This is a genomic window from Halomonas zincidurans B6 (assembly GCF_000731955.1).
In the GTDB taxonomy this organism is placed as follows: domain Bacteria; phylum Pseudomonadota; class Gammaproteobacteria; order Pseudomonadales; family Halomonadaceae; genus Modicisalibacter; species Modicisalibacter zincidurans.
Genome location: NZ_JNCK01000001.1, coordinates 2,046,653 through 2,065,315 on the forward strand (window position 1 = coordinate 2,046,653; position 18,663 = coordinate 2,065,315).

At 62.3% G+C, this 18,663-nt stretch carries 15 protein-coding genes; 5 read left to right on the forward strand and 10 right to left on the reverse strand.

Annotated elements, in window-relative coordinates; genetic code table 11:
* Window positions 1-78 precede the first annotated feature (78 nt).
* Window positions 79-1,776, forward strand: a complete 1,698-nt coding sequence (locus tag HALZIN_RS0109635) for an L-lactate permease (protein ID WP_031384008.1) — start codon at window positions 79-81, stop codon at window positions 1,774-1,776.
* 169 nt (window positions 1,777-1,945) lie between these two features.
* Here HALZIN_RS0109635 and HALZIN_RS0109640 read toward each other — a convergent pair whose 3' ends face one another.
* From HALZIN_RS0109640 to HALZIN_RS0109680, 9 genes are all read right to left on the reverse strand, one after another.
* Complete coding sequence (locus tag HALZIN_RS0109640) at window positions 1,946-2,470, reverse strand: gamma carbonic anhydrase family protein (RefSeq protein ID WP_031384009.1); 525 nt, start codon at window positions 2,468-2,470, stop codon at window positions 1,946-1,948.
* A gap of 92 nt (window positions 2,471-2,562) precedes the next feature.
* A complete protein-coding gene (locus tag HALZIN_RS0109645) occupies window positions 2,563-5,568 on the reverse strand; it encodes an FAD-binding and (Fe-S)-binding domain-containing protein (RefSeq protein WP_031384010.1) in 3,006 nt (1,001 codons plus the stop codon).
* Between the two features lie 36 nt (window positions 5,569-5,604).
* Complete coding sequence (locus tag HALZIN_RS0109650) at window positions 5,605-6,813, reverse strand: pyridoxal-phosphate-dependent aminotransferase family protein (protein ID WP_031384011.1); 1,209 nt, start codon at window positions 6,811-6,813, stop codon at window positions 5,605-5,607.
* Between the two features lie 56 nt (window positions 6,814-6,869).
* Window positions 6,870-8,057 carry a CaiB/BaiF CoA transferase family protein gene (locus HALZIN_RS0109655; RefSeq protein ID WP_031384012.1) on the reverse strand — a complete coding sequence of 396 codons (1,188 nt, stop codon included), beginning with the start codon at window positions 8,055-8,057 and terminating at the stop codon, window positions 6,870-6,872.
* Between the two features lie 31 nt (window positions 8,058-8,088).
* Complete coding sequence (locus tag HALZIN_RS0109660; RefSeq protein WP_031384013.1) at window positions 8,089-8,874, reverse strand: enoyl-CoA hydratase/isomerase family protein; 786 nt, start codon at window positions 8,872-8,874, stop codon at window positions 8,089-8,091.
* 73 nt (window positions 8,875-8,947) lie between these two features.
* Entirely contained in the window at window positions 8,948-10,231 is a 1,284-nt protein-coding gene (locus tag HALZIN_RS0109665) for a TRAP transporter large permease (RefSeq protein ID WP_031384014.1), read from the reverse strand.
* Between the two features lie 31 nt (window positions 10,232-10,262).
* A complete protein-coding gene (locus tag HALZIN_RS0109670) occupies window positions 10,263-10,862 on the reverse strand; it encodes a TRAP transporter small permease (protein WP_035575278.1) in 600 nt (199 codons plus the stop codon).
* Between the two features lie 87 nt (window positions 10,863-10,949).
* Window positions 10,950-11,921 carry a TRAP transporter substrate-binding protein gene (locus HALZIN_RS0109675; RefSeq protein WP_031384016.1) on the reverse strand — a complete coding sequence of 324 codons (972 nt, stop codon included), beginning with the start codon at window positions 11,919-11,921 and terminating at the stop codon, window positions 10,950-10,952.
* A 401-nt stretch (window positions 11,922-12,322) separates the two neighbouring features.
* Complete coding sequence (locus HALZIN_RS0109680) at window positions 12,323-12,784, reverse strand: GlcG/HbpS family heme-binding protein (RefSeq protein WP_031384017.1); 462 nt, start codon at window positions 12,782-12,784, stop codon at window positions 12,323-12,325.
* A gap of 135 nt (window positions 12,785-12,919) precedes the next feature.
* Between HALZIN_RS0109680 and HALZIN_RS0109685 the strand changes: the two genes are divergently transcribed.
* Window positions 12,920-13,612, forward strand: a complete 693-nt coding sequence (locus tag HALZIN_RS0109685; RefSeq protein ID WP_031384018.1) for a GntR family transcriptional regulator — start codon at window positions 12,920-12,922, stop codon at window positions 13,610-13,612.
* A 10-nt stretch (window positions 13,613-13,622) separates the two neighbouring features.
* Here the strand turns inward: HALZIN_RS0109685 and glcC are convergent, their stop codons facing one another.
* Window positions 13,623-14,399 carry a transcriptional regulator GlcC gene (gene glcC, locus HALZIN_RS0109690; protein ID WP_051907456.1) on the reverse strand — a complete coding sequence of 259 codons (777 nt, stop codon included), beginning with the start codon at window positions 14,397-14,399 and terminating at the stop codon, window positions 13,623-13,625.
* 241 nt (window positions 14,400-14,640) lie between these two features.
* Here glcC and glcD point away from each other — a divergent pair, with 241 nt between their 5' ends.
* The 3 genes from glcD to glcF are packed head-to-tail and all read left to right on the forward strand — an operon-like array spanning window position 14,641 to window position 18,607.
* The gene (glcD, locus tag HALZIN_RS0109695; RefSeq protein ID WP_031384020.1) at window positions 14,641-16,140 is read left to right on the forward strand and encodes a glycolate oxidase subunit GlcD; all 1,500 of its coding nucleotides are present in this window, start codon (window positions 14,641-14,643) and stop codon (window positions 16,138-16,140) included.
* A 9-nt stretch (window positions 16,141-16,149) separates the two neighbouring features.
* Window positions 16,150-17,322, forward strand: a complete 1,173-nt coding sequence (gene glcE, locus HALZIN_RS0109700) for a glycolate oxidase subunit GlcE (RefSeq protein ID WP_084173471.1) — start codon at window positions 16,150-16,152, stop codon at window positions 17,320-17,322.
* 1 nt (window position 17,323) lies between these two features.
* A complete protein-coding gene (glcF, locus tag HALZIN_RS0109705) occupies window positions 17,324-18,607 on the forward strand; it encodes a glycolate oxidase subunit GlcF (RefSeq protein WP_031384022.1) in 1,284 nt (427 codons plus the stop codon).
* Window positions 18,608-18,663: the final 56 nt, after the last annotated feature.

The window sequence follows — 18,663 nt, forward strand, 5'->3', positions numbered from 1 at the left end:
CAGGCAGGCCTACCACTAAAACACCGGACATATCGTGCCAAGTGTGACGCTGCACCAGAACAAGAGGAGCCGTGCCTGATGAATCAAACACTGCTTGCAATACTCGCCTTCCTGCCATTGGTCTTGGCGGGGGTCTTACTGATCGGCTTTCGGATTGCGGCTCGCACCGCGATGCCTATCGTGTATGTGGTTACGGCGCTGATCGCCCTTATCGCCTGGGATATGACGTTCACCCGTGTAGTGGCCTCCACTTTCCAGGGCCTGATATTGACCGTGGCGATACTCTGGATCATCTTCGGCGCCATTCTGCTGCTCAATACGCTCAAGCACTCGGGCGGGATCGCCGCAATCCGTAACGGCTTCTCCGGGGTGAGCCCGGATCGCCGCGTTCAGGCCATTATTGTTGCCTGGCTGTTCGGCAGTTTCATCGAGGGGGCGTCAGGCTTCGGCACGCCGGCCGCCGTGGCGGCGCCATTGATGGTGGCGCTGGGCTTTCCAGCATTGGCCGCCGTCGTGGTCGGCATGATGATTCAATCCACGCCGGTCTCTTTCGGTGCTGTCGGCACGCCGATCGTGGTGGGCGTCACCGGCGGCCTCGATAAAGCCGGCATAAGCGAGGCGCTGACCACCGGCGGCTCCAGCTGGGGCGCCTATTTTCAGTTGATCACCTCCGAGGTGGCGATCATCCACGCCATCGTCGGGCTTTTCATGCCGCTGATCATGGTCACGGTCATGGTGCGCTTCTTCGGAGCCAACCGCTCCTGGCGCGAGGGCCTGGAGATAGCTCCGTTTGCACTGTTTGCCGGTGTCTGTTTCGTGGTTCCCTATGCGCTGGCCGGGGTCCTGCTGGGGCCGGAGTTCCCGTCGATGATCGGCGCCATGGTCGGCCTGGCAATCGTCGTTCCGGCCGCGCGTCGGGGCTTTTTGATGCCCAGGACAACCTGGGACTTTCCCGAGTCATCTTCCTGGCCGGACGAGTGGATCGGCAAGCTGGACATCAAGCTCGACCAGGTGGCCGGGCGTGCACCGATGTCGGTGTTCATGGGTTGGCTACCCTATGTGCTGCTGGCCGTATTGCTGGTCATCTCGCGCACCGTGGCCCCAGTCAAGGAAGCGCTGCTCTCGTTGAGCTTCGGCTGGAGCGGCATCCTCGGCGAGAGCGATATCTCAGGGAGCCTCGAACCGCTCTATCTGCCCGGCGGGATCCTGGTCATGGTAGTGCTGATTGCCATGGCGCTGCATCGCATGCGTGGCCAGCAGGTACAGGCCGCCTTCTCAGAGTCGACCCGTGCGCTGCTGGGTGCCGGTTTCGTGCTGCTGTTTACCATCCCCATGGTACGCATCCTGATCAACTCCGGCGTCAACCAGGCCGACCTGGTTTCCATGCCGGTGGCCATGGCGCAGTTCGTCGCCGATAGCGTTGGCGGTATCTATCCCCTCTTCGCTCCAGCCGTAGGGGCCTTGGGTGCCTTCATTGCCGGCTCCAATACGGTATCGAACCTGATGCTCTCCGATTTTCAGTTCAGCGTTGCCGAGGCGCTCGAACTGTCCACGGCGATGATGGTTGCACTGCAAGCTGTCGGCGCCGCGGCCGGCAACATGATCGCCATCCACAACGTGGTCGCGGCATCAGCTACGGTTGGCCTGCTCGGCCGTGAAGGCACGACCCTGCGCAAGACCATCCTGCCGACGCTGTACTATGTGACTTTCACCGGCCTGCTGGGCTTGATCGCCTTCTACGCACTGGGTATTGGCGACGCCTTGAAGATCAGTTGATATCCTTATCATCAATGCTCTGCCCCGGCTAACCCGGGGCAGTTTTTTATAGATCGTATTGGTCGTATTGGTCGTATTGGTCGTATTGGTCGTATTGGTCGTATTGATAGTGCGATAGGGCTTGGAGGCGTTTCGCGCTGTAGCCATCTGGCAGCGGCCAGCACACGGATCAACCGATCCGCTCCAACTGCCCCGCATGGCATCGGCCGCGTTCGACATAGCTCTGCGCATTCTTTCTGAGGCCTTCCACAGCCTCCGCAGATAGCTCGCGCACGATCCGGGCCGGTGCACCGACAATCAGCGAGTTATCCGGAAAGCTTGCGCCTTCCTTGACCACGGCCCCCGCTGCGACCAGGCAGTTGCTACCGATGCTCGCACCGTTGAGAATTACTGCCTGAATTCCGATCAAGCTGCCATCACCGATGGTGCAGCCATGCAGCATTGCCTGATGGCCGACCGTGACACCATTGCCTACCGCCAGAGGGAAACCCGGATCGGCGTGCAGCACCGCCCCGTCCTGGATATTGCTGCCCTCACCGACTTCAAGATGCTCGGTATCGCCACGCAGCACCGCCTGGTACCAGATGCTGGCATTGCGTTTCAGGGTGACTTGGCCGATCACATCGGCTGTCTCGGCGACGTAGACGCCCTCTTCAATGACCGGTATCCATTTTGCATATCTGTAGATCGCCATACGGCTTCCTCCCGAATCGTTAGATGGCACGAACGGCCGAGCCAGCTAAACGGGCCGATCTTGTCTCGAAAATACCTGGCGGGCGGAGCAGATCAAGCCAACGCCCGCTCCAGGAGCCGGGCCACATGCAGGGCCGTTCGCCCGCTGCCGTCATGGATCTGATGGCGACAGCTGGTGCCATCGGCCACTAGCACCGCATCGTTATCGGCGTCACGGATCTTCGGCAGAAGAGACAGCTCGGCCATCTTCATGGAGGCGTCATAGTGCTCTGCCTCGTAGCCGAAGCTGCCGGCCATGCCGCAGCAGGAGGACTCGATTGTCTCCACCTCGAGGCCGGGAACCCACGCCAACACCTGTTCGACCGGGCGCACGGCATCGAAGGCCTTCTGGTGGCAGTGGCCATGCAACAGGGCCCGCGGGTGGTTCAGCGACTTGAGCTCAAGTGCCAGCTCGCCGGCATCATGAGCCTTGACCAGGAATTCCTCGAAGAGGTAGGCCGACTCGGACAGGGCCTTCGCCTTTGCACCGAAACCGTACTGCAGAAACTCATCACGCATGCTCAGCAGACAGGAGGGCTCGAGACCGACGATCGCCACCCCGCGCTGTACGAATGGCATCAAGTGATCGAGAGTGCGCCGCGCCTCGGCCTTTGCCTTGTCAAATTGACCGGATGATAGGTAGGTACGTCCGCAGCAAAGCGGCCTTTCCCCTTTGCTAATGTTGAGATGCACCCAGTAGCCGGCCGCTTCCAGCACCCGTTTGGCAGCTCGGGCATTGTCGCCCTCCATGTAGTTGTTGAAAGTATCGACGAACAGCAGCACCTCGCGGGTGTCATCAGCCAATTCAGCGGTGTTCCCATGGCGCGCCAGAAAGTTGCCTTCGAAGGCCGGCAGGGCACGCTCGGGAGCCAGGCCCAGCGTCCGCTTGATGCCGCGCGCAATAAATGGCACCCGTTCGGCGGCCTCGAGCAGGCTGGACAACTTGCTGGCCCAGGGCGCGTAGCGCGGCATCTCGCCGACCATACGGTCCCGCAGCGCGAGCCCTCTGGTCCGGGCTCGCGCAGTTCGCGCCTCGATCTTGAACTTGGCCATGTCGACGCCGGTCGGGCAGTCGCGCCTGCACCCCTTGCACGACACGCACAGATCGAGCGCCTCCTTGACCTCGTCACTGGCCAGGCCCGCCTCGCCGAGCTGGCCGGAGAGCACCAGGCGCAGGGTGTTGGCGCGCCCACGAGTCAGGTGCTGCTCGTCTTCAGTGATGCGATAGCTCGGACACATGGTGCCGGCATCGAACTTGCGGCAGTGGCCGTTGTTGTTGCACATTTCCACCGCCATGGCCAAGCCATGAGTGGGATCTCCGGCGCTGCCCGGCTTACTCTGCTCGCCGGTCAGCGGGTCGCGCTTGACGTTCCAGGGCGTCCAGTCGAACGCGGGGGTGAGCGGAATCGTCTGATAATGCCTGGGGAACCGAAAGTAGCGCTCGTCGTCCATCCGCGGGGTATCGACGATCTTGTTGGGGTTGAACAGATTGGCAGGGTCGAAGAGCTGCTTGATCTCCTTGAAGGCGGCATTGAGCGCCGGGCCGAACTGCCAGGCCACCCACTCGCCACGGCAGATACCGTCGCCATGCTCCCCCGAGTAAGCCCCCTTGTATTCGCGCACCAGCGTCGAGGCCTCCTCGGCGATCTCGCGCATCTTGCGCGCGCCGTCGCGTCGCATGTCGAGGATCGGCCGCACGTGCAGCGTGCCTACGCTGGCATGCGCGTACCAGGTGCCCTCGGTACCGTGCTTGTGAAACACCTGGGTCAGCTTGTCGGTGTACTCGGCGAGGTTTTCCAGCGGCACCGCACAGTCCTCGATGAACGAGACCGGCTTGCCGTCGCCCTTCATGCTCATCATGATATTGAGCCCCGCCTTGCGCACATTCCACAGCGCCTTCTGCTCGCCGGCGTCGGGCATGTCGACCACGCAGTCAGGCAGGCCCAGATCGGCCATCAGCTCGTTCAACTGGCGCAGGCTATCAAGCAGCGGCTGACGCTCCTGGCCTGAAAACTCCACCAGCAGTACTGCTTCGGGCTTACCGGTCAGAGCCTTCACGATCACCGGCCGGAACGCGGGATTCTCCAGCGACAGCTCGATCATGGTGCGATCGACCAGCTCCACCGCGGATGGCTCAAGCGTGACGATATGCTGAGTCAGATCCATCGCCTGGTAGAAGGTCGGGAAGTTCACCACCCCGAGAATCTTGTGCTCGGGCAACGGCTCGAGCTTGAGCGTAAGCTGCCGGGTCAGGCCCAGCGTGCCCTCGGAACCGACCAGCAGGTGGGCCAGGTTGACCCGACCCTCAGCGTCATAGGGCCGCGGGTTCTGGCAATCGAACAGGTCCAGGTTGTAGCCGGCGACGCGGCGCAGCACCTTGGGGAAATGCTCGCGGATAGAGGCGTTCTCGCGCTGGGCGATGTCGCGAACGCGCTGGGCGATGTGGCGCAGCCTGGCGTCGTCGGGCAACTCGTCGAGCAGGCCGAACGAGGCCGGCGAGCCGTCCGCCAGCAATGCGTCGATGCCCAGCACGTTGTGCACCATGTTACCGTACTTGATCGAACGCGACCCGCAGGAGTTGTTGCCGGCCATGCCGCCCAAGGTGCACTGGGCGCTGGTGGAGACATCGACCGGAAACCACAGCCCGTAGGGCTTGAGCCAGGCATTGAGATGATCGAGGACGATGCCGGGCTCGACGATGACGGTATGCCGTTGCTCGTCGAACTCGACGATGCCGTTCAGCCAGCGGCTGGTGTCCAGCACCAGCGCTTCGCCCACGGTCTGGCCGCACTGGCTGGTACCGGCGCCCCTCGGCAGCACCGGCATGCCGGCGTCACGGGCGATATCCAGCGCTACTGCCAGATCCTGCTGATGACGTGGAACGACTACACCGATCGGCATGATCTGGTAGATCGAGGCATCGGTGGAATAGCGCCCCCGGGAGGCCTGATCGAACAGCACCTCGCCGGCGATTTCACGCTGCAGGCGAGCGGCCATCTCCGAGACAGGCCGGATACGGGCGTTGCGAGGCTGTGAGCGCTTTGCGGATAACGAGGTCATCGTGTCTTCCCTATGCGGCTTGCGACGATCGCGCTGTTAACGATTGGCATCGAGCGGATGGCGAGCGAAACAGTCCAGCGCCGCCAGTACGCCGCTGTCCTCGAGCGGCACTCCGGCAAGCTTCATGCCGGCTTCGCAGCCACCGAGGGTGGCAATCAGCGTCAGGTCGTTGCAGTCGCCCAGATGGCCGATACGGAACATGCGCCCCTTGGCCTTGCCCAGTCCCATGCCCAGCGACAGATCGAAGCGCTCGTAGATCAGCTTGCGAACGGCATCGGCATCGACGCCGTCCGGCATGACGACGCCGGTCAAGACCGGGGAATAAACGGCGGGGTCCTGACATTGGATTTCCAGCCCCCAGGCGTTGACCGCAGCGCGTACACCGGCGGCCCAGCGCTGGTGACGCGCCAGCACATGCTCGAGTCCTTCGCCCAGCAGCATGTCGAGGGATTCATTCAGGCCATACAGCAGGTTGGTATTCGGCGTATAGGGCCAGTAGCCATGCTTGTTGGCCTCGAGGATCTCGTCCCAGGCCCAGAAACTCTTGGGCAACCGCGCCGACTTGCTTGTCTTGACGGCCTTGTCGGACAGCGCATTGAAACTGATCCCCGGGGGCAGCATCAGGCCCTTCTGGGAGCCTGAAATCGTTACATCGACCCCCCACTCGTCGTGGCGGTAATCGGCACTGGCCAGGCCGGAAATCGTATCCACCATCAACAGCGCCGGATGGCCGGCAGCGTCGATGGCGCGGCGTACGGCAGCGATATCGCTGGTGACGCCGGTCGAAGTCTCGTTGTGAACCACGCAGACCGCCTTGATCTCGTGATCAATATCTTGCTTGAGACGTGCTTCGATCATGTCGGCCTGCACCCCCTGCCGCCAACCCTGATCACCAGGCAGCCACAGAAACTCGGGCTCGATACCCAACCGCCGAGCCATCTTCTGCCATAGCGTGGCGAAGTGGCCGGTCTCGAACATCAGCACCTGATCGCCCGGCGACAGCGTGTTGACAAGCGCAGCCTCCCAGGCGCCCGTGCCGGAAGCCGGGTAGATGATCACCGGGTTCTCGGTCTTGAAGATTTGCTTGATCTTGACCAGCAGTTCCAGTCCCAGCGCACCGAACTCGGGGCCACGATGATCGATCGTCGGCAGGCTCATCGCCCTCAAAATGCGATCCGGTACCGGTGAAGGACCGGGGATCTGCAAGAAGTGACGCCCGGTGGGGTGAAAATCGAGGTTCAGCATGGCAGCTCTCCGATTCGTTATTTTTGGATAATGAATGCAATATGGACGTCAAAAAATTACTTGATGCAGCCCTCAGCCCTCAAGCGCTCAAGCTCCTCGCCCTGAATACCCAAGGTGGACAGCACTTCATCGGTGTGTTGCGCGAACAGCGGTGCCGGTTGGCGAATCTGTGACGGCGTACGCGAGAATTTGCTGGGGAAGCCGATCGTCTTCATCTTGCCGATCTTGGGGTGCTCGATTTCCTGCACCATGCCCCTGGCCAGGTAATGCTCATCCTGCATGGCCTGGGCAAAGTCGTTGATCGGACCGGCCGGCACCCCGGCTGCATCACAACGTTCGAGCCAGTCGTCGACATCGCGATCGGCCATGATCCCCTCAAGCAGCGACTCGAGCTCCTCGACATGCTGGCCACGAGCGTGGTTGGTCAGGAAGCGCTCGTCGGCCAGCAGATCCTCCCGCCCCAGCACGCCCTGGGCGAACCGCTCCCAAGTGCGCTGATTGGCACAACCAAGCATCAGGTAGCCGTCGCGGGCCTTGACCGCCTGGTAAGGGGCCGAGACTCGGTGTCTCCAGCCAGTGGGCTCGGGCACCTTGCCTTCGGCGAAGTAGGCCGCCGCCTCCCAGGTATACCAGGGCAGGCCACATTCGGTGATGGCAATATCGATGTGCTGGCCTTCGCCGCTTTGCATCTTGTGTATATAAGCGGCCAGTATCGAATAGACCGCCGTAATGCCGGCACCGATATCGTAGACAGCGATGCCCGTTTTCAGTGGCCGGCGTCCCGGTTCACCGGTCATCGACATCAGCCCGGTCATGCCCTGTGCCACCAGGTCGAAGCCGCCCTTGTGTCGGCTGGGACCAGTTTGGCCATAGCCGGAAATCGAGCAATAGATAATGCCGGGATTGGTGGCCTTTATCGTGTCGTAATCGATTTCCAGTGACTGGGCCACCCCGGGGCGATAGTTCTCGACGATGACATCGACCTCTTCGGCCAGGCGATAGAAGATTGCCCGAGCACGCTTGTCCTTGAGATTCAAGGAAATGCTCTTCTTGTTGCGATTGATCTGTGAAAAGCAAGTCGATTCGTCGTTGACATAAGGACCCATCTGCCGGCTATCATCGCCGCCGTTGACCTTTTCCACCTTGATAACCGCGGCGCCCATGTCGCCCAGCACCATGGTGCAATACGGGCCGGCCATGATTTGCGACACGTCGAGTACTTTCAAGCCATTCAAAGCAAGCATCGAATCTCTCCCTGGCAGCAGCCAGGACCGGTCATTTTCCAGTCCAGGCGAAAGGCGTCTTGTTGATGAACTTGTTGACTGCAGCCTTGAAGTCATCGCTCATGTAGCAAGTGATGACCCAATCGTCGCCGGCATCGGCAGCCGCTCTTCGCTGGGCCACTACCCGCCCTACCAGCGCCTTGCTGGCCTGCAGCGTGAGCGGCGCCCGGAAAGCGAACTCGGCGGCGATCGACGTCACTTCATCAGCGATCACCTCCGCCTCGAAGACGCCGTTGACCAGGCCTGCCTGCTGCGCCTCATCGGCATTGAGCAGCTTGGCCATCATCAGCACTTCCTTGGTGCGGGCGATGCCGACCATGTCGATCAGCCGCGAAACGTTGGTGATCGATAGGGAATTACCCAGCGTTCTGGCGATCGGCACGCCGAATTTCAGTGATGGCGTGCCATAACGAAAGTCACAGGCCATGGCCAACGCCGCCCCACCGCCGACACAGTAGCCTTCGATCATGGCAATGGTGGGCTTGGGTAAAGCCTCCAGCTTACCCACGACGCGGTCGATACGCCGCTCGTACCCAGTCGCATCTTCCGGCGCTTTAAAGGCAGCGAACTGAGTAATATCGGTTCCCGCCACGAAGGCTTCACCGCCGACGCCATGCAGCACGACTGCATGCACGCCATCGTCGTCCGCAAGCCGCTCGCAGACCTTCTCCAATGCGTCGTACATATCCCAGGTCATGGCATTGCGGCTTTCGGGCCGGTTGAAACCGATCCAGGCCACTCCTTCGCCTACTTCGAAAAGAAGGTTGTTACCACTCATCGTGATTCTCCGTTGATATTGCCGCCGCTGGCGTAGGCTGACGTGTCAGGTTTCGATAGCATCGTGACTGCTCTCAGCCATAGACGAAGTTGACCAGGGACAGTGCGAAAGCCGGGATGTAGGTATTGATCATCAGGATCAGGAACAGTACCCCGATGAACCACATGTTGGTGCGAGTGGTGGCCCAGATATCCGATTTGGCGATCGAACAGGAGGCAATCAGCACACTCGCCACAGGCGGCGTCTGCTGGCCGATGGCCAGATTCAGCGTCACGATCAGGCCAAAGTGCAGCGGATCGATCCCCACCGCCGTCACCAGGGGCAGCACGATCGGCACGACGAGAATGATCGCTGCCGCCGAATGCAGAAAGATGCCCAGGATCAGGAAGATGACATTGAGCAGTGCGAGAATGATGTACTTGTTGTCCGTCAGCTCGCTGATGGAGTTAGCCATTTGCTGGGGAATCTGGGTCTCGGTCAGATAGAGCCCCACCACGGCGGAACTGGCCACCAGCAGCATCACGACGGCCGTCTGAATGCCGGCATCGACGCAGGATTTGTAGAAAATCTTCAGACTGAACTCACGATAGACCACTGCGCTGATGAAAATGGCGACGACAACGGCAAGGGCTGCCCCTTCGGTGGCGGTGACGATGCCGCCGAAGATCCCGCCAAGGATGATGACCGGAATCAGCAGTGCCCAGATCGCCCCCTTGAAGGCCTCCCAGAGTCGCTTGGCCTGGAATTTTCCCTCGGAGGGGAAGTCATGCTTACGAGCCAGGTAGTAGCACATGCCAGCCAGCCCCATGGCACCCAGCAGGCCGGGGAAGATACCCGCGATGAACATCTTGACCACCGATTCGCCGGACATGACCGCATAGAGAATCATGGGAATCGATGGCGGAAGGATGATCGCCAGACTGGCGGCAGAAGAAGAGATGGCCGCCGAGAATTCCCTGGAATAGCCCTTCTTGCGCATCGCCGGAATCAGGATGCTGCCGATGGCCGACACGCCGGCCACTGCCGAGCCGGAAATCTCGGCGAAGAAGATCGATGCGCCGATGGTCACCATGGACAGGCCGCCCTTGATGAACCCGACCATGGCCATGGCCAGGTCGATGAGACGGCGCGAGATACTGGAGGCGTTCATGATCGCGCCGGCCAGTATGAACAGCGGAATCGCAATCAGGGGAAACTTGGTCGCACCGTCGAACATCACCATGCCGACATTGGGCAACGCGAAGGCCCCGAAGCTTGCCACGGTGGCCAGGGCGCCGACGATCCCCAGCGCCACGGCAACCGGCACGTTGATGAGAATCAGCAGTATCAGCCCCACGAACATCGATAATATGATCATTGTTTACTCTCCGCTGGTTCGCTGATACCCATCAGGTCCGACTGGAAGCCCGGCTACCGGTCGGCCCATCCCCACGAACATCTTCTTCCGCGCCAGCATCGCCGGGAGTGATACCCGCCTCTTCCAGTTCATGGTCGATGAAACCGGCCCCACGGGCGCTCTCGATTACTTCAGGCAAGCGCAGCAGCTGCGCAATGATGAACAGCGCCGAACCGATGGGAATGACGGACTGAGTGAGTTGCAGCGAGATACTGGTCAGGCTCACAAGTGTCGAGCCCTCCAGGATCACCACCACCTGGTAGCCGGTGTAACCGAGCAGCACGAAGAACGCGATGGTGATGGCTTCCGCCAGCAATGCTACTGGAAGGCGAATGCCCGGCGATGCCATATTGATGATGCTGGGGCAGGTTATGTGAGCGCCCTTGGCCGCGGCCAGGGCCGCCCCGTAATAGGTCAACCAGGCCAATCCTACCGAAGCGACTTCGTCGTACCAGCTGAAAGGCGAACCAAGCAGGCGTGACATGAAACCGATGATCACCACTCCCGACAGCGCCACGACATTCAGGAAAACGACAAATTCCAGAAATTTCTGATAAACCGACTTTACTTGTTTTAAGGACACGTCGAGCATCTCCGGTAAAGAAGAAGGGAGCGGACATACCCCGCCGCGACAGGATCGCTGTGCGTGGCATGCCCGGTATCACTGACTTTGAAAAGATCAGCGAAGTGCGTCGACCTTCTCGATCATCTCCTTGCCGCCTTCCACTTCGTTGCCGAACTTCTCGTAGATCGCCGCGGAGCCATCAACGAAGGCTTGCGTATCCACCTTATTGATCTGCATGCCTGCCTCTTCGAACTTGGCAAGCAGGCTGTCGTCAAGCTTGGCGCCCTGTTCCAGAGCATATTCCTCGACTTCTTCGGCCGTCTCGACCAGCACCTGGCGGACATCCTCGGGCAGGCGATTCCAGCTGGCGCCGGCCAGCACGTAGGCCGGGGTGTAGACATGATTGGAAAGCGACAGATAGTCCTGAACTTCCTGGAAGCGCTGGGAGTAGATCTGGATCAGCGGGTTTTCCTGACCATCCATGGCGCCGGTCTGGAGGGCAACGAAGGCCTCCGACAGGGCCATCGGCGCAGGATTCGCGCCGTAGCTCTTGAACATCTCTACACGCCACACGCCGTTGGGTGTTCTCAGCTTGATACCCTCGAGATCAGAGGGCACGTAGATCGGTCGGACATTATTGGTAATCTGGCGGAAGCCGTTCTCCCAGATACCGATAATTTTGTAGCCTTTTCCCTCGGCAGCCTCGTAGAGCGTGTCGCGCAGAAAGTCATCGCGTACCCGGCGCATATGATCCCGATCCTCGATGAGATAAGGCATCTCGAAGAGTGAGAATTCGGGGGCTACGCTGCTCATGATCGAGGAAGGCAAGGAGAGATCTATAGTGCCCAGCTTAAGCTTATTGAGCATCTGGGAATCACTACCCAACTGGCTCGAGCCGTAAACGACCACTTCAGCTTTTCCTTCAAGTTTTTCATTGGCGATCTTGGCGAATTCGTTGGCTGTAATCTCGAACAGGGAACCGGGGCCGCCCACGTGACCGAACTTGATCTCACGCTCCTGGGCGCCGGCTGCTTGTACGCCAAGGGCAAGCGCAGTGGCGAGTAAAGCTATCTTTATGGCTTTCATGTCGATCTCCGAAGTTTCGTTATTGTTGTAGGTCCTGAACCGCCATCAGTACGAACCTTGTCAGCCATGGCAGCGGCCTACCGAAGCCCGTCTGCGAGAGCTTCCATCTGGCCGGCTCGGTCGCTCCTTGTTGTGCTGGTGTCATGGTGCACCGAAACCAACCGCAATTTGAATATGGATACATAATTCAAAATTAGAAATTATACTTTAGTACTCTGGCAACTCAGCTTGCAAAATCTAAAAAAACAATTTTAATCAGAAGGTTATAGATCCATATGGATGAGACATCCAGCGCCGAACCGCGCCTGAGGGGCGCGGCTCGCAAGGTTCTAGCAGAGGTGGGCGGTCAATAACGCAGCGTGACCGGGGACCGTCACCCGGTTGCAGAAGTGTGCAGCAGGTCAGTCCGGCGCCAAACCGGCCTGGAAACCAGCCTTACGAATGCCGACCAGGGCCGCTTGCTCGTCCTCGTCCGAGGAGGCACCACTGACACCTGCCGCCCCGATCACCCGGTCATTTTCATCCAGAATCACGACCCCACCGGGTACGGGAACGAATGTCCCCTCCGCGGCTGCAGCCACCGAAGCCAGAAAGGCCGGTCGTTGCTGATTGCGTTCTCCCACGATACGACTGGCAATGCCATTGCCGAGTGCGGCATAGGCCTTGCCCCTGGCCACGGCAAAGCGCAGCGGCGCACAACCATCCTCTCGCTCGGCGGCAATGATGTTGCCGCCCATGTCGAGCACAACGACGGTCAACGGCTCCATGTCGGTATTGCGGGCTTCGCTGAATGCCGTGTCGACAATCTGGCGAGCCTGTAGGCGGGAAATCTGAACGTGGGAACGAAACACCTTGCCAGCCATGGGCGGTTCCTTGCGACAATGGATTATTGTTGTCTTGATTTTGAATTCATAATACCTTTCAGAGATTCAAGTCAAGGCGACGCCGCTGGACTCTGTGCGTTTTCGCCACTGCCTTTCTCCGATCAAGAACCGACAATGGAAAAAATCCAGCATAGAAACCTCTACCGCGAAGTTGCCGATCGTGTTCGGGAACTGATTGAACAGGGTGCCTTGACCCCAGGCGAGCGCATCTCGGAAAAGAAGCTCTGCGAACAGTTCGGGGTATCGCGTACCCCGTTACGCGAGGCGCTCAAGGTGATGGCTTCGGAAGGCTTGGTGGAGCTGCTGCCCAACCGTGGTGCGCGGGTCACGCGCCTGACCGTAAAGAAGGTGCGCAACACTTATGATGTAATGGCCGCGTTGGAAGGCCTGTCAGGTGAATTGGCCTGCCAGAACATCACTGAACAGGAATTTTCGGTTATCCAGCAGCTTCATGAGACGATGCTCGATCACTACCGAAAGCGCGAATTGCAGCCCTATTTTCGGGTCAACCAGCAGATTCATGAACGCATTATTGCAGCGGCCGATAACGAGGTGCTCGAAGAGATGTACAGTAACCTCAGCCAACGCGTAAAGCGTGTCCGTTATTCGAAGAAGATGACGGATGATTTCTGGCGACGTGCCGTTGAAGACCATGAGGCCATGATTGATGCACTGCAAAAACGTGATGGCCTCATGCTGGGGCGCATTCTTCGCGAACATTTGTGCAACAAGCTCGAAGTCGCTTCCCTCGAGGGCATGATTGAAGCGGAGGAAGACGAGTTTTCCTCCCGGGCGGCCTCTTCCTGACTCCAGGCCGTCACTGCCAGGCCTCCAGGCGCATCGCCGCACGCACCAGCCGCTCGTTCTCGGCTTCGATCTCGCGCAGGCTGTTGCCGATGCTCTCGAGATGCTCCAGTGCCGCCTGCTCGGCGCCGTCGGCGTCCTGATCGATCACCGCGCGATACAGCCGCTCGTGCTGGCTATTGATCCGCTCGCGCGACGCCGGGCGGTGGTAGAGGTTCTTGACCGAGGCGAATACCGAACTCAGCAGCAAGTCGGTCAGGCTCTGCAGGGTGTAGACCAGCACCGGATTGTGCGAGGCCTCGCAGATCGCCAGATGGAAGCCGTGGTCGTAGCGCGCCAGGCGTTCGACATCGATCTCGCCGGGCTGACTGACATAGTTCGCCATGGCCTCGTAACGATGGCCGATGACCACCCGATCGGCCGGGGTTCCACGCAGCGCCGCAAGCCGTGCCGACTCGCCCTCGAGCAACGATCGCACTTCGAGTAGGTCGTAGAGCGTACGGGGATGATCGCGGAACAGATGCATCAACGGGCTGTCGTCGCGGCGCGGAATCAGCCGGGCGACCACCGAGCCACGCCCCTGGCGGGTCTCGATGATGCCCTTGCCGCGCAACACGCGTAGCCCTTCGCGCAGCGAGGCCCGCGACACCCCCAGCTTGTCGCACAGGCGGCGCTCCGAAGGCAGCAGCTGGCCGGGGCGGATGATCCCGTCGAGCACCAGTTGCTCGAGTTTGGCGGCCACCGCATCGGGCGTCCGGGTACCGCCTGGCATCGTGGAATCCGCAACCATGCTAGCCCTCCCTGGACGCCCGCGGCGCCCTATACGCGCTTGAATGCTGGGCGAACGGGCCCAGCGCATGGCCCTATTGAAGACCTGGAAAGCTATTTCATAAATACGACCAATGGCTGGTCCGACCAGTGAACCAATGACTGGACAGTGGTGTTTTCAAAGGTCAAATTGTAGGACACAAGCAAACCAATCGTGCGGCGGCGGCCTGACTTGGGCCGCGCCCGGATAGCCGGAGCACGTCATGAACATTCTCTACGACGCGCGACTCGACGGGGCGCTGGCGACCCCTGACAAGACCAGCGTGCTCGCCGACCTTCAGCAGGCGCTCCCCGAGATGACCCTGCTGCATCGCGAAGAAGACCTGCGCCCGTTCGAATGCGACGGCCTCTCGGTGTATCGCGTGCTGCCGATGCTGGTGGCCATGCCGCACACCCTCGAGCAGGTCGAGACACTGATGCGCCGCTGCCATGCGCTCGGCGTACCGGTGGTCACCCGCGGCGCTGGCACCGGCCTGTCGGGGGGCGCGCTGCCCCTCGAGCAGGGCGTGCTGCTGGTGATGTCGCGCTTCGCGCGGATCCTCGAGGTCGATCCCCGGGCGCGCACTGCGCGCGTCCAGCCTGGCGTACGCAACCTGGCGATCTCCGAGGCCGCCGCGCCTCATGGGTTGTATTACGCGCCCGATCCCTCGTCGCAGATCGCCTGCTCGATCGGCGGCAACGTCGCCGAGAATGCCGGCGGCGTGCACTGCCTCAAGTACGGCCTGACCGTGCACAACGTGCTGCGCGTCGAGGTGATCACCATCGAGGGCGAGCGCATGACGCTGGGCTCGGAAGCCTTCGACGCGCCCGGCTTCGACCTGCTGGCGCTGTTCAACGGCTCCGAGGGCATGCTCGGGGTGATCACCGAGATCACCGTCAAGCTGCTGCCCAAGCCGCAGAGCGCCAAGGTGCTGATGGCCAGCTTCGACGACGTCGCCAAGGCCGGCAAGGCGGTCGGCGACATCATCGCCGCGGGAATCGTCCCCGGTGGACTGGAGATGATGGACAAGCTCGCCATCCGCGCCGCCGAGGACTTCGTCAAGGCCGGCTACCCGGTCGAGGCCGAGGCGATCCTGCTGTGCGAGCTCGACGGCGTCGAGGCCGATGTCGACGACGACTGCCAGGCGGTGCGCGGCGTGCTCGAGGCGGCCGGCGCGACGGCCATCGATCAGGCCCGCGACGACGCCGAGCGCGCGCGCTTCTGGGCCGGTCGCAAGGCCGCCTTTCCGGCGGTGGGCCGCATGTCGCCGGACTACTACTGCATGGATGGCACCATTCCGCGCCGCGAGCTGCCGAGGGTGCTCGCGGGCATCGCCGAGCTATCGGGACACTATGGCCTGGCGGTGGCCAACGTCTTCCACGCCGGCGACGGCAACATGCACCCGCTGATCCTGTTCGACGCCAACCGACCCGGCGAGCTGGAGCTCGCCGAGACCGTCGGCGGCAAGATCCTCGAGCTGTGCGTCGAGGTCGGCGGCAGCATCACCGGCGAGCACGGCGTGGGTCGCGAGAAGATCAATCAGATGTGCAGCCAGTTCCAGCCCGACGAATTGCGCGTCTTTCACGCCGTCAAGGCCGCCTTCGACGAGTCGCGCCTGCTCAACCCGGGCAAGAACGTGCCGACGCTGGCCCGCTGTGCCGAGTTCGGCGCCATGCACGTGCACAACGGCGAGTTGGCGCACCCCGAGCTGCCGCGCTTCTGAGGAGTGACGATGAACCAGGATTCACACGACGCGCGCGGAGGCGATCCGCGCCATCCAGGCCCCGATCACCATGAACAGGAGCGACGCCCGCGACATGCCGAACCGGACCCGGCGGCGGGCCACGATGCCGGCGAGGCGCTCGCCGAACGCATCCGCCAGGCGCATGCGGACAGAACGCCACTGCGCATCGTCGGCGGCGACACCAAGGCCTTTTATGGCCGTGCCGTCGACGGCGAGGTGCTTTCGACCACCGCGCATCACGGCATCGTCCACTACGATCCCGTCGAGCTGGTCGTCTCGGTGCGCGCCGGGACGCGCCTGAGTGCGCTCGAGGCGGCGCTTGACGCCGAGGGCCAGCAGCTCGCCTGCGAACCGCCGCATTTCGGCGCGGCCGCCACGGTCGGCGGCATGGTCGCCGCCGGGCTTTCCGGACCACGCCGCCCCTGGGCCGGTGCGGTGCGCGATTTCGTGCTCGGCATTCGCCTGATCGGTCACGACGGCACGCCACTGCGCTTCGGCGGCGAGGTGATGAAGAACGTCGCCGGCTACGATCTGTCGCGCCTGATGGTCGGCGCCCAGGGCTGCCTGGGCGTGCTCAGCGAGGTCTCGTTCAAGGTATTGCCCAAGCCCGCCGCCACACGCAACCTGCGCCTGGCGATGCCGCTCGAGGCCGCGCTCGAACGCCTCGCCGAGTGGGGCCGCAAGCCATGGCCGATCAGTGCCGCAAGCTACCATGACGGCGCGCTCAACCTGCGCCTGGAGGGCGGCGTCAGCTCGGTGGCGCAGACTGCGGAGCAATTCGGTGGCGAGGCGCTCGAAGCCGATTACTGGAGCGCGCTTCGCGAGCAGCGTCTGGCGCTGTTCACCGCCGACGATCCGCGCCCGCTGTGGCGCCTGTCGCTGCCCAACAATGTGCCACCGCTGGCGCTCGACGGCGATGTGCTCTACGACTGGGCCGGCGCCCAGCGCTGGCTGAAGAGCGACGCCCCCACCGCGACCATCCGCGAGGCCGCGGCCCGCGCCGGGGGCCACGCCAGTTGCTTTCGCGAGCGCGATGGCGCGCACCCCGCCGAGCCCTTCATGCCGCTGCCGCCGGTGCTGGCCAAGTATCATCAGCGCCTCAAGCAACGGCTCGACCCGTACGGCATCTTCAATCCCGGCCGGCTCTACGAGGCCCTCTGACATGCAGACCCACTTCACCGACGCCGATCTCGAGAAGCCGCACCTGCGCGAGGCCGACCGCGTGCTGCGCAGCTGCGTGCATTGCGGCTTCTGCAACGCCACCTGCCCCACTTACCAGCTGCTCGGCGACGAGCGCGATGGCCCGCGGGGGCGCATCTACCTGATGAAGGAATTGCTGGAAAGCCGCGACGATGACGCCCAGGTCACCCGCGAGACCCAACTGCATCTGGATCGCTGCCTGACCTGCCGCAACTGCGAGACCACCTGCCCGTCGGGGGTCGAGTATCACAAGCTGCTCGACATCGGCCGCGCCGAAGTCGAACGGCGCGTCGATCGCACGCCGAAAGAGCACGCGTTGCGCTTCGGCCTGCGCAAGGCGCTGGTCGACCCGCAGCGCTTCAAGGCCCTGCTCGCCCTGGGCCAGACCTTCCGCCCGCTGGTGCCCGGCACGCTGCGTGACAAGCTGCCGGCCAGGCCAGTGGATGCCGGCACGCGCCCCGACGGTCGTCGCCATGCCCGGCAGATGCTGATCCTCGAAGGCTGCGTGCAGCCGGGTCTGTCGCCCAACACCAACGCCGCGACGGCACGCGTACTCGACCGGCTGGGTATCGGCCTGACGCCGGCGCCCCAGGCCGGCTGCTGCGGCGCCATCGATTATCATCTCAATGCCCAGCAGGCCGGGCGCGAGCGCATGCGCGCCAATATCGACGCCTGGTGGCCGCATATCGACACCGCCGGCGAAGCCGCAGTGGAAGCCATCGTCCAGACCGCCAGCGGCTGCGGCGCCTTCGTCAAGGAGTACGCCGAAATGCTCGCCGACGACCCGGACTATGCCGAGAAGGCCGCCCGGGTCAGCGAACTGGCCAGGGATCTCGGCGAGATCCTGCGCGACGAGGATCTCGCCCCGCTGGCGATGCATGGCCAGCGGCGACTGGCCTTCCACTGCCCCTGCACCCTGCAGCACGCCCAGCGGCTCAATGGCCTGGTGGAAGGCGTGCTCACCCGGCTCGGCTTCGAGCTGACGCCGGTGCGCGACGCCCATCTGTGCTGCGGCTCGGCGGGCACCTACTCGGTGACCCAGCCCGAACTCGCCACCCGGCTGCGCGACGACAAGCTCGACGCCCTCGAGGCCGGCGAGCCGGAATTGATCGTCACCGCCAATATCGGCTGCCAGACCCACCTCGCCGGCGCCGGCCGCACCCCGGTGCGGCACTGGATCGAGATCGTCGATGAGGCGCTGGAATCAGCCACGAGCAACGGGCTTCGAGCAGCGAGCGGCTCGTAGTCGGTGGGAAACTTTTCCCGACGACGCCCCCATGGTTTTGATAGGGGTCGGGAAGG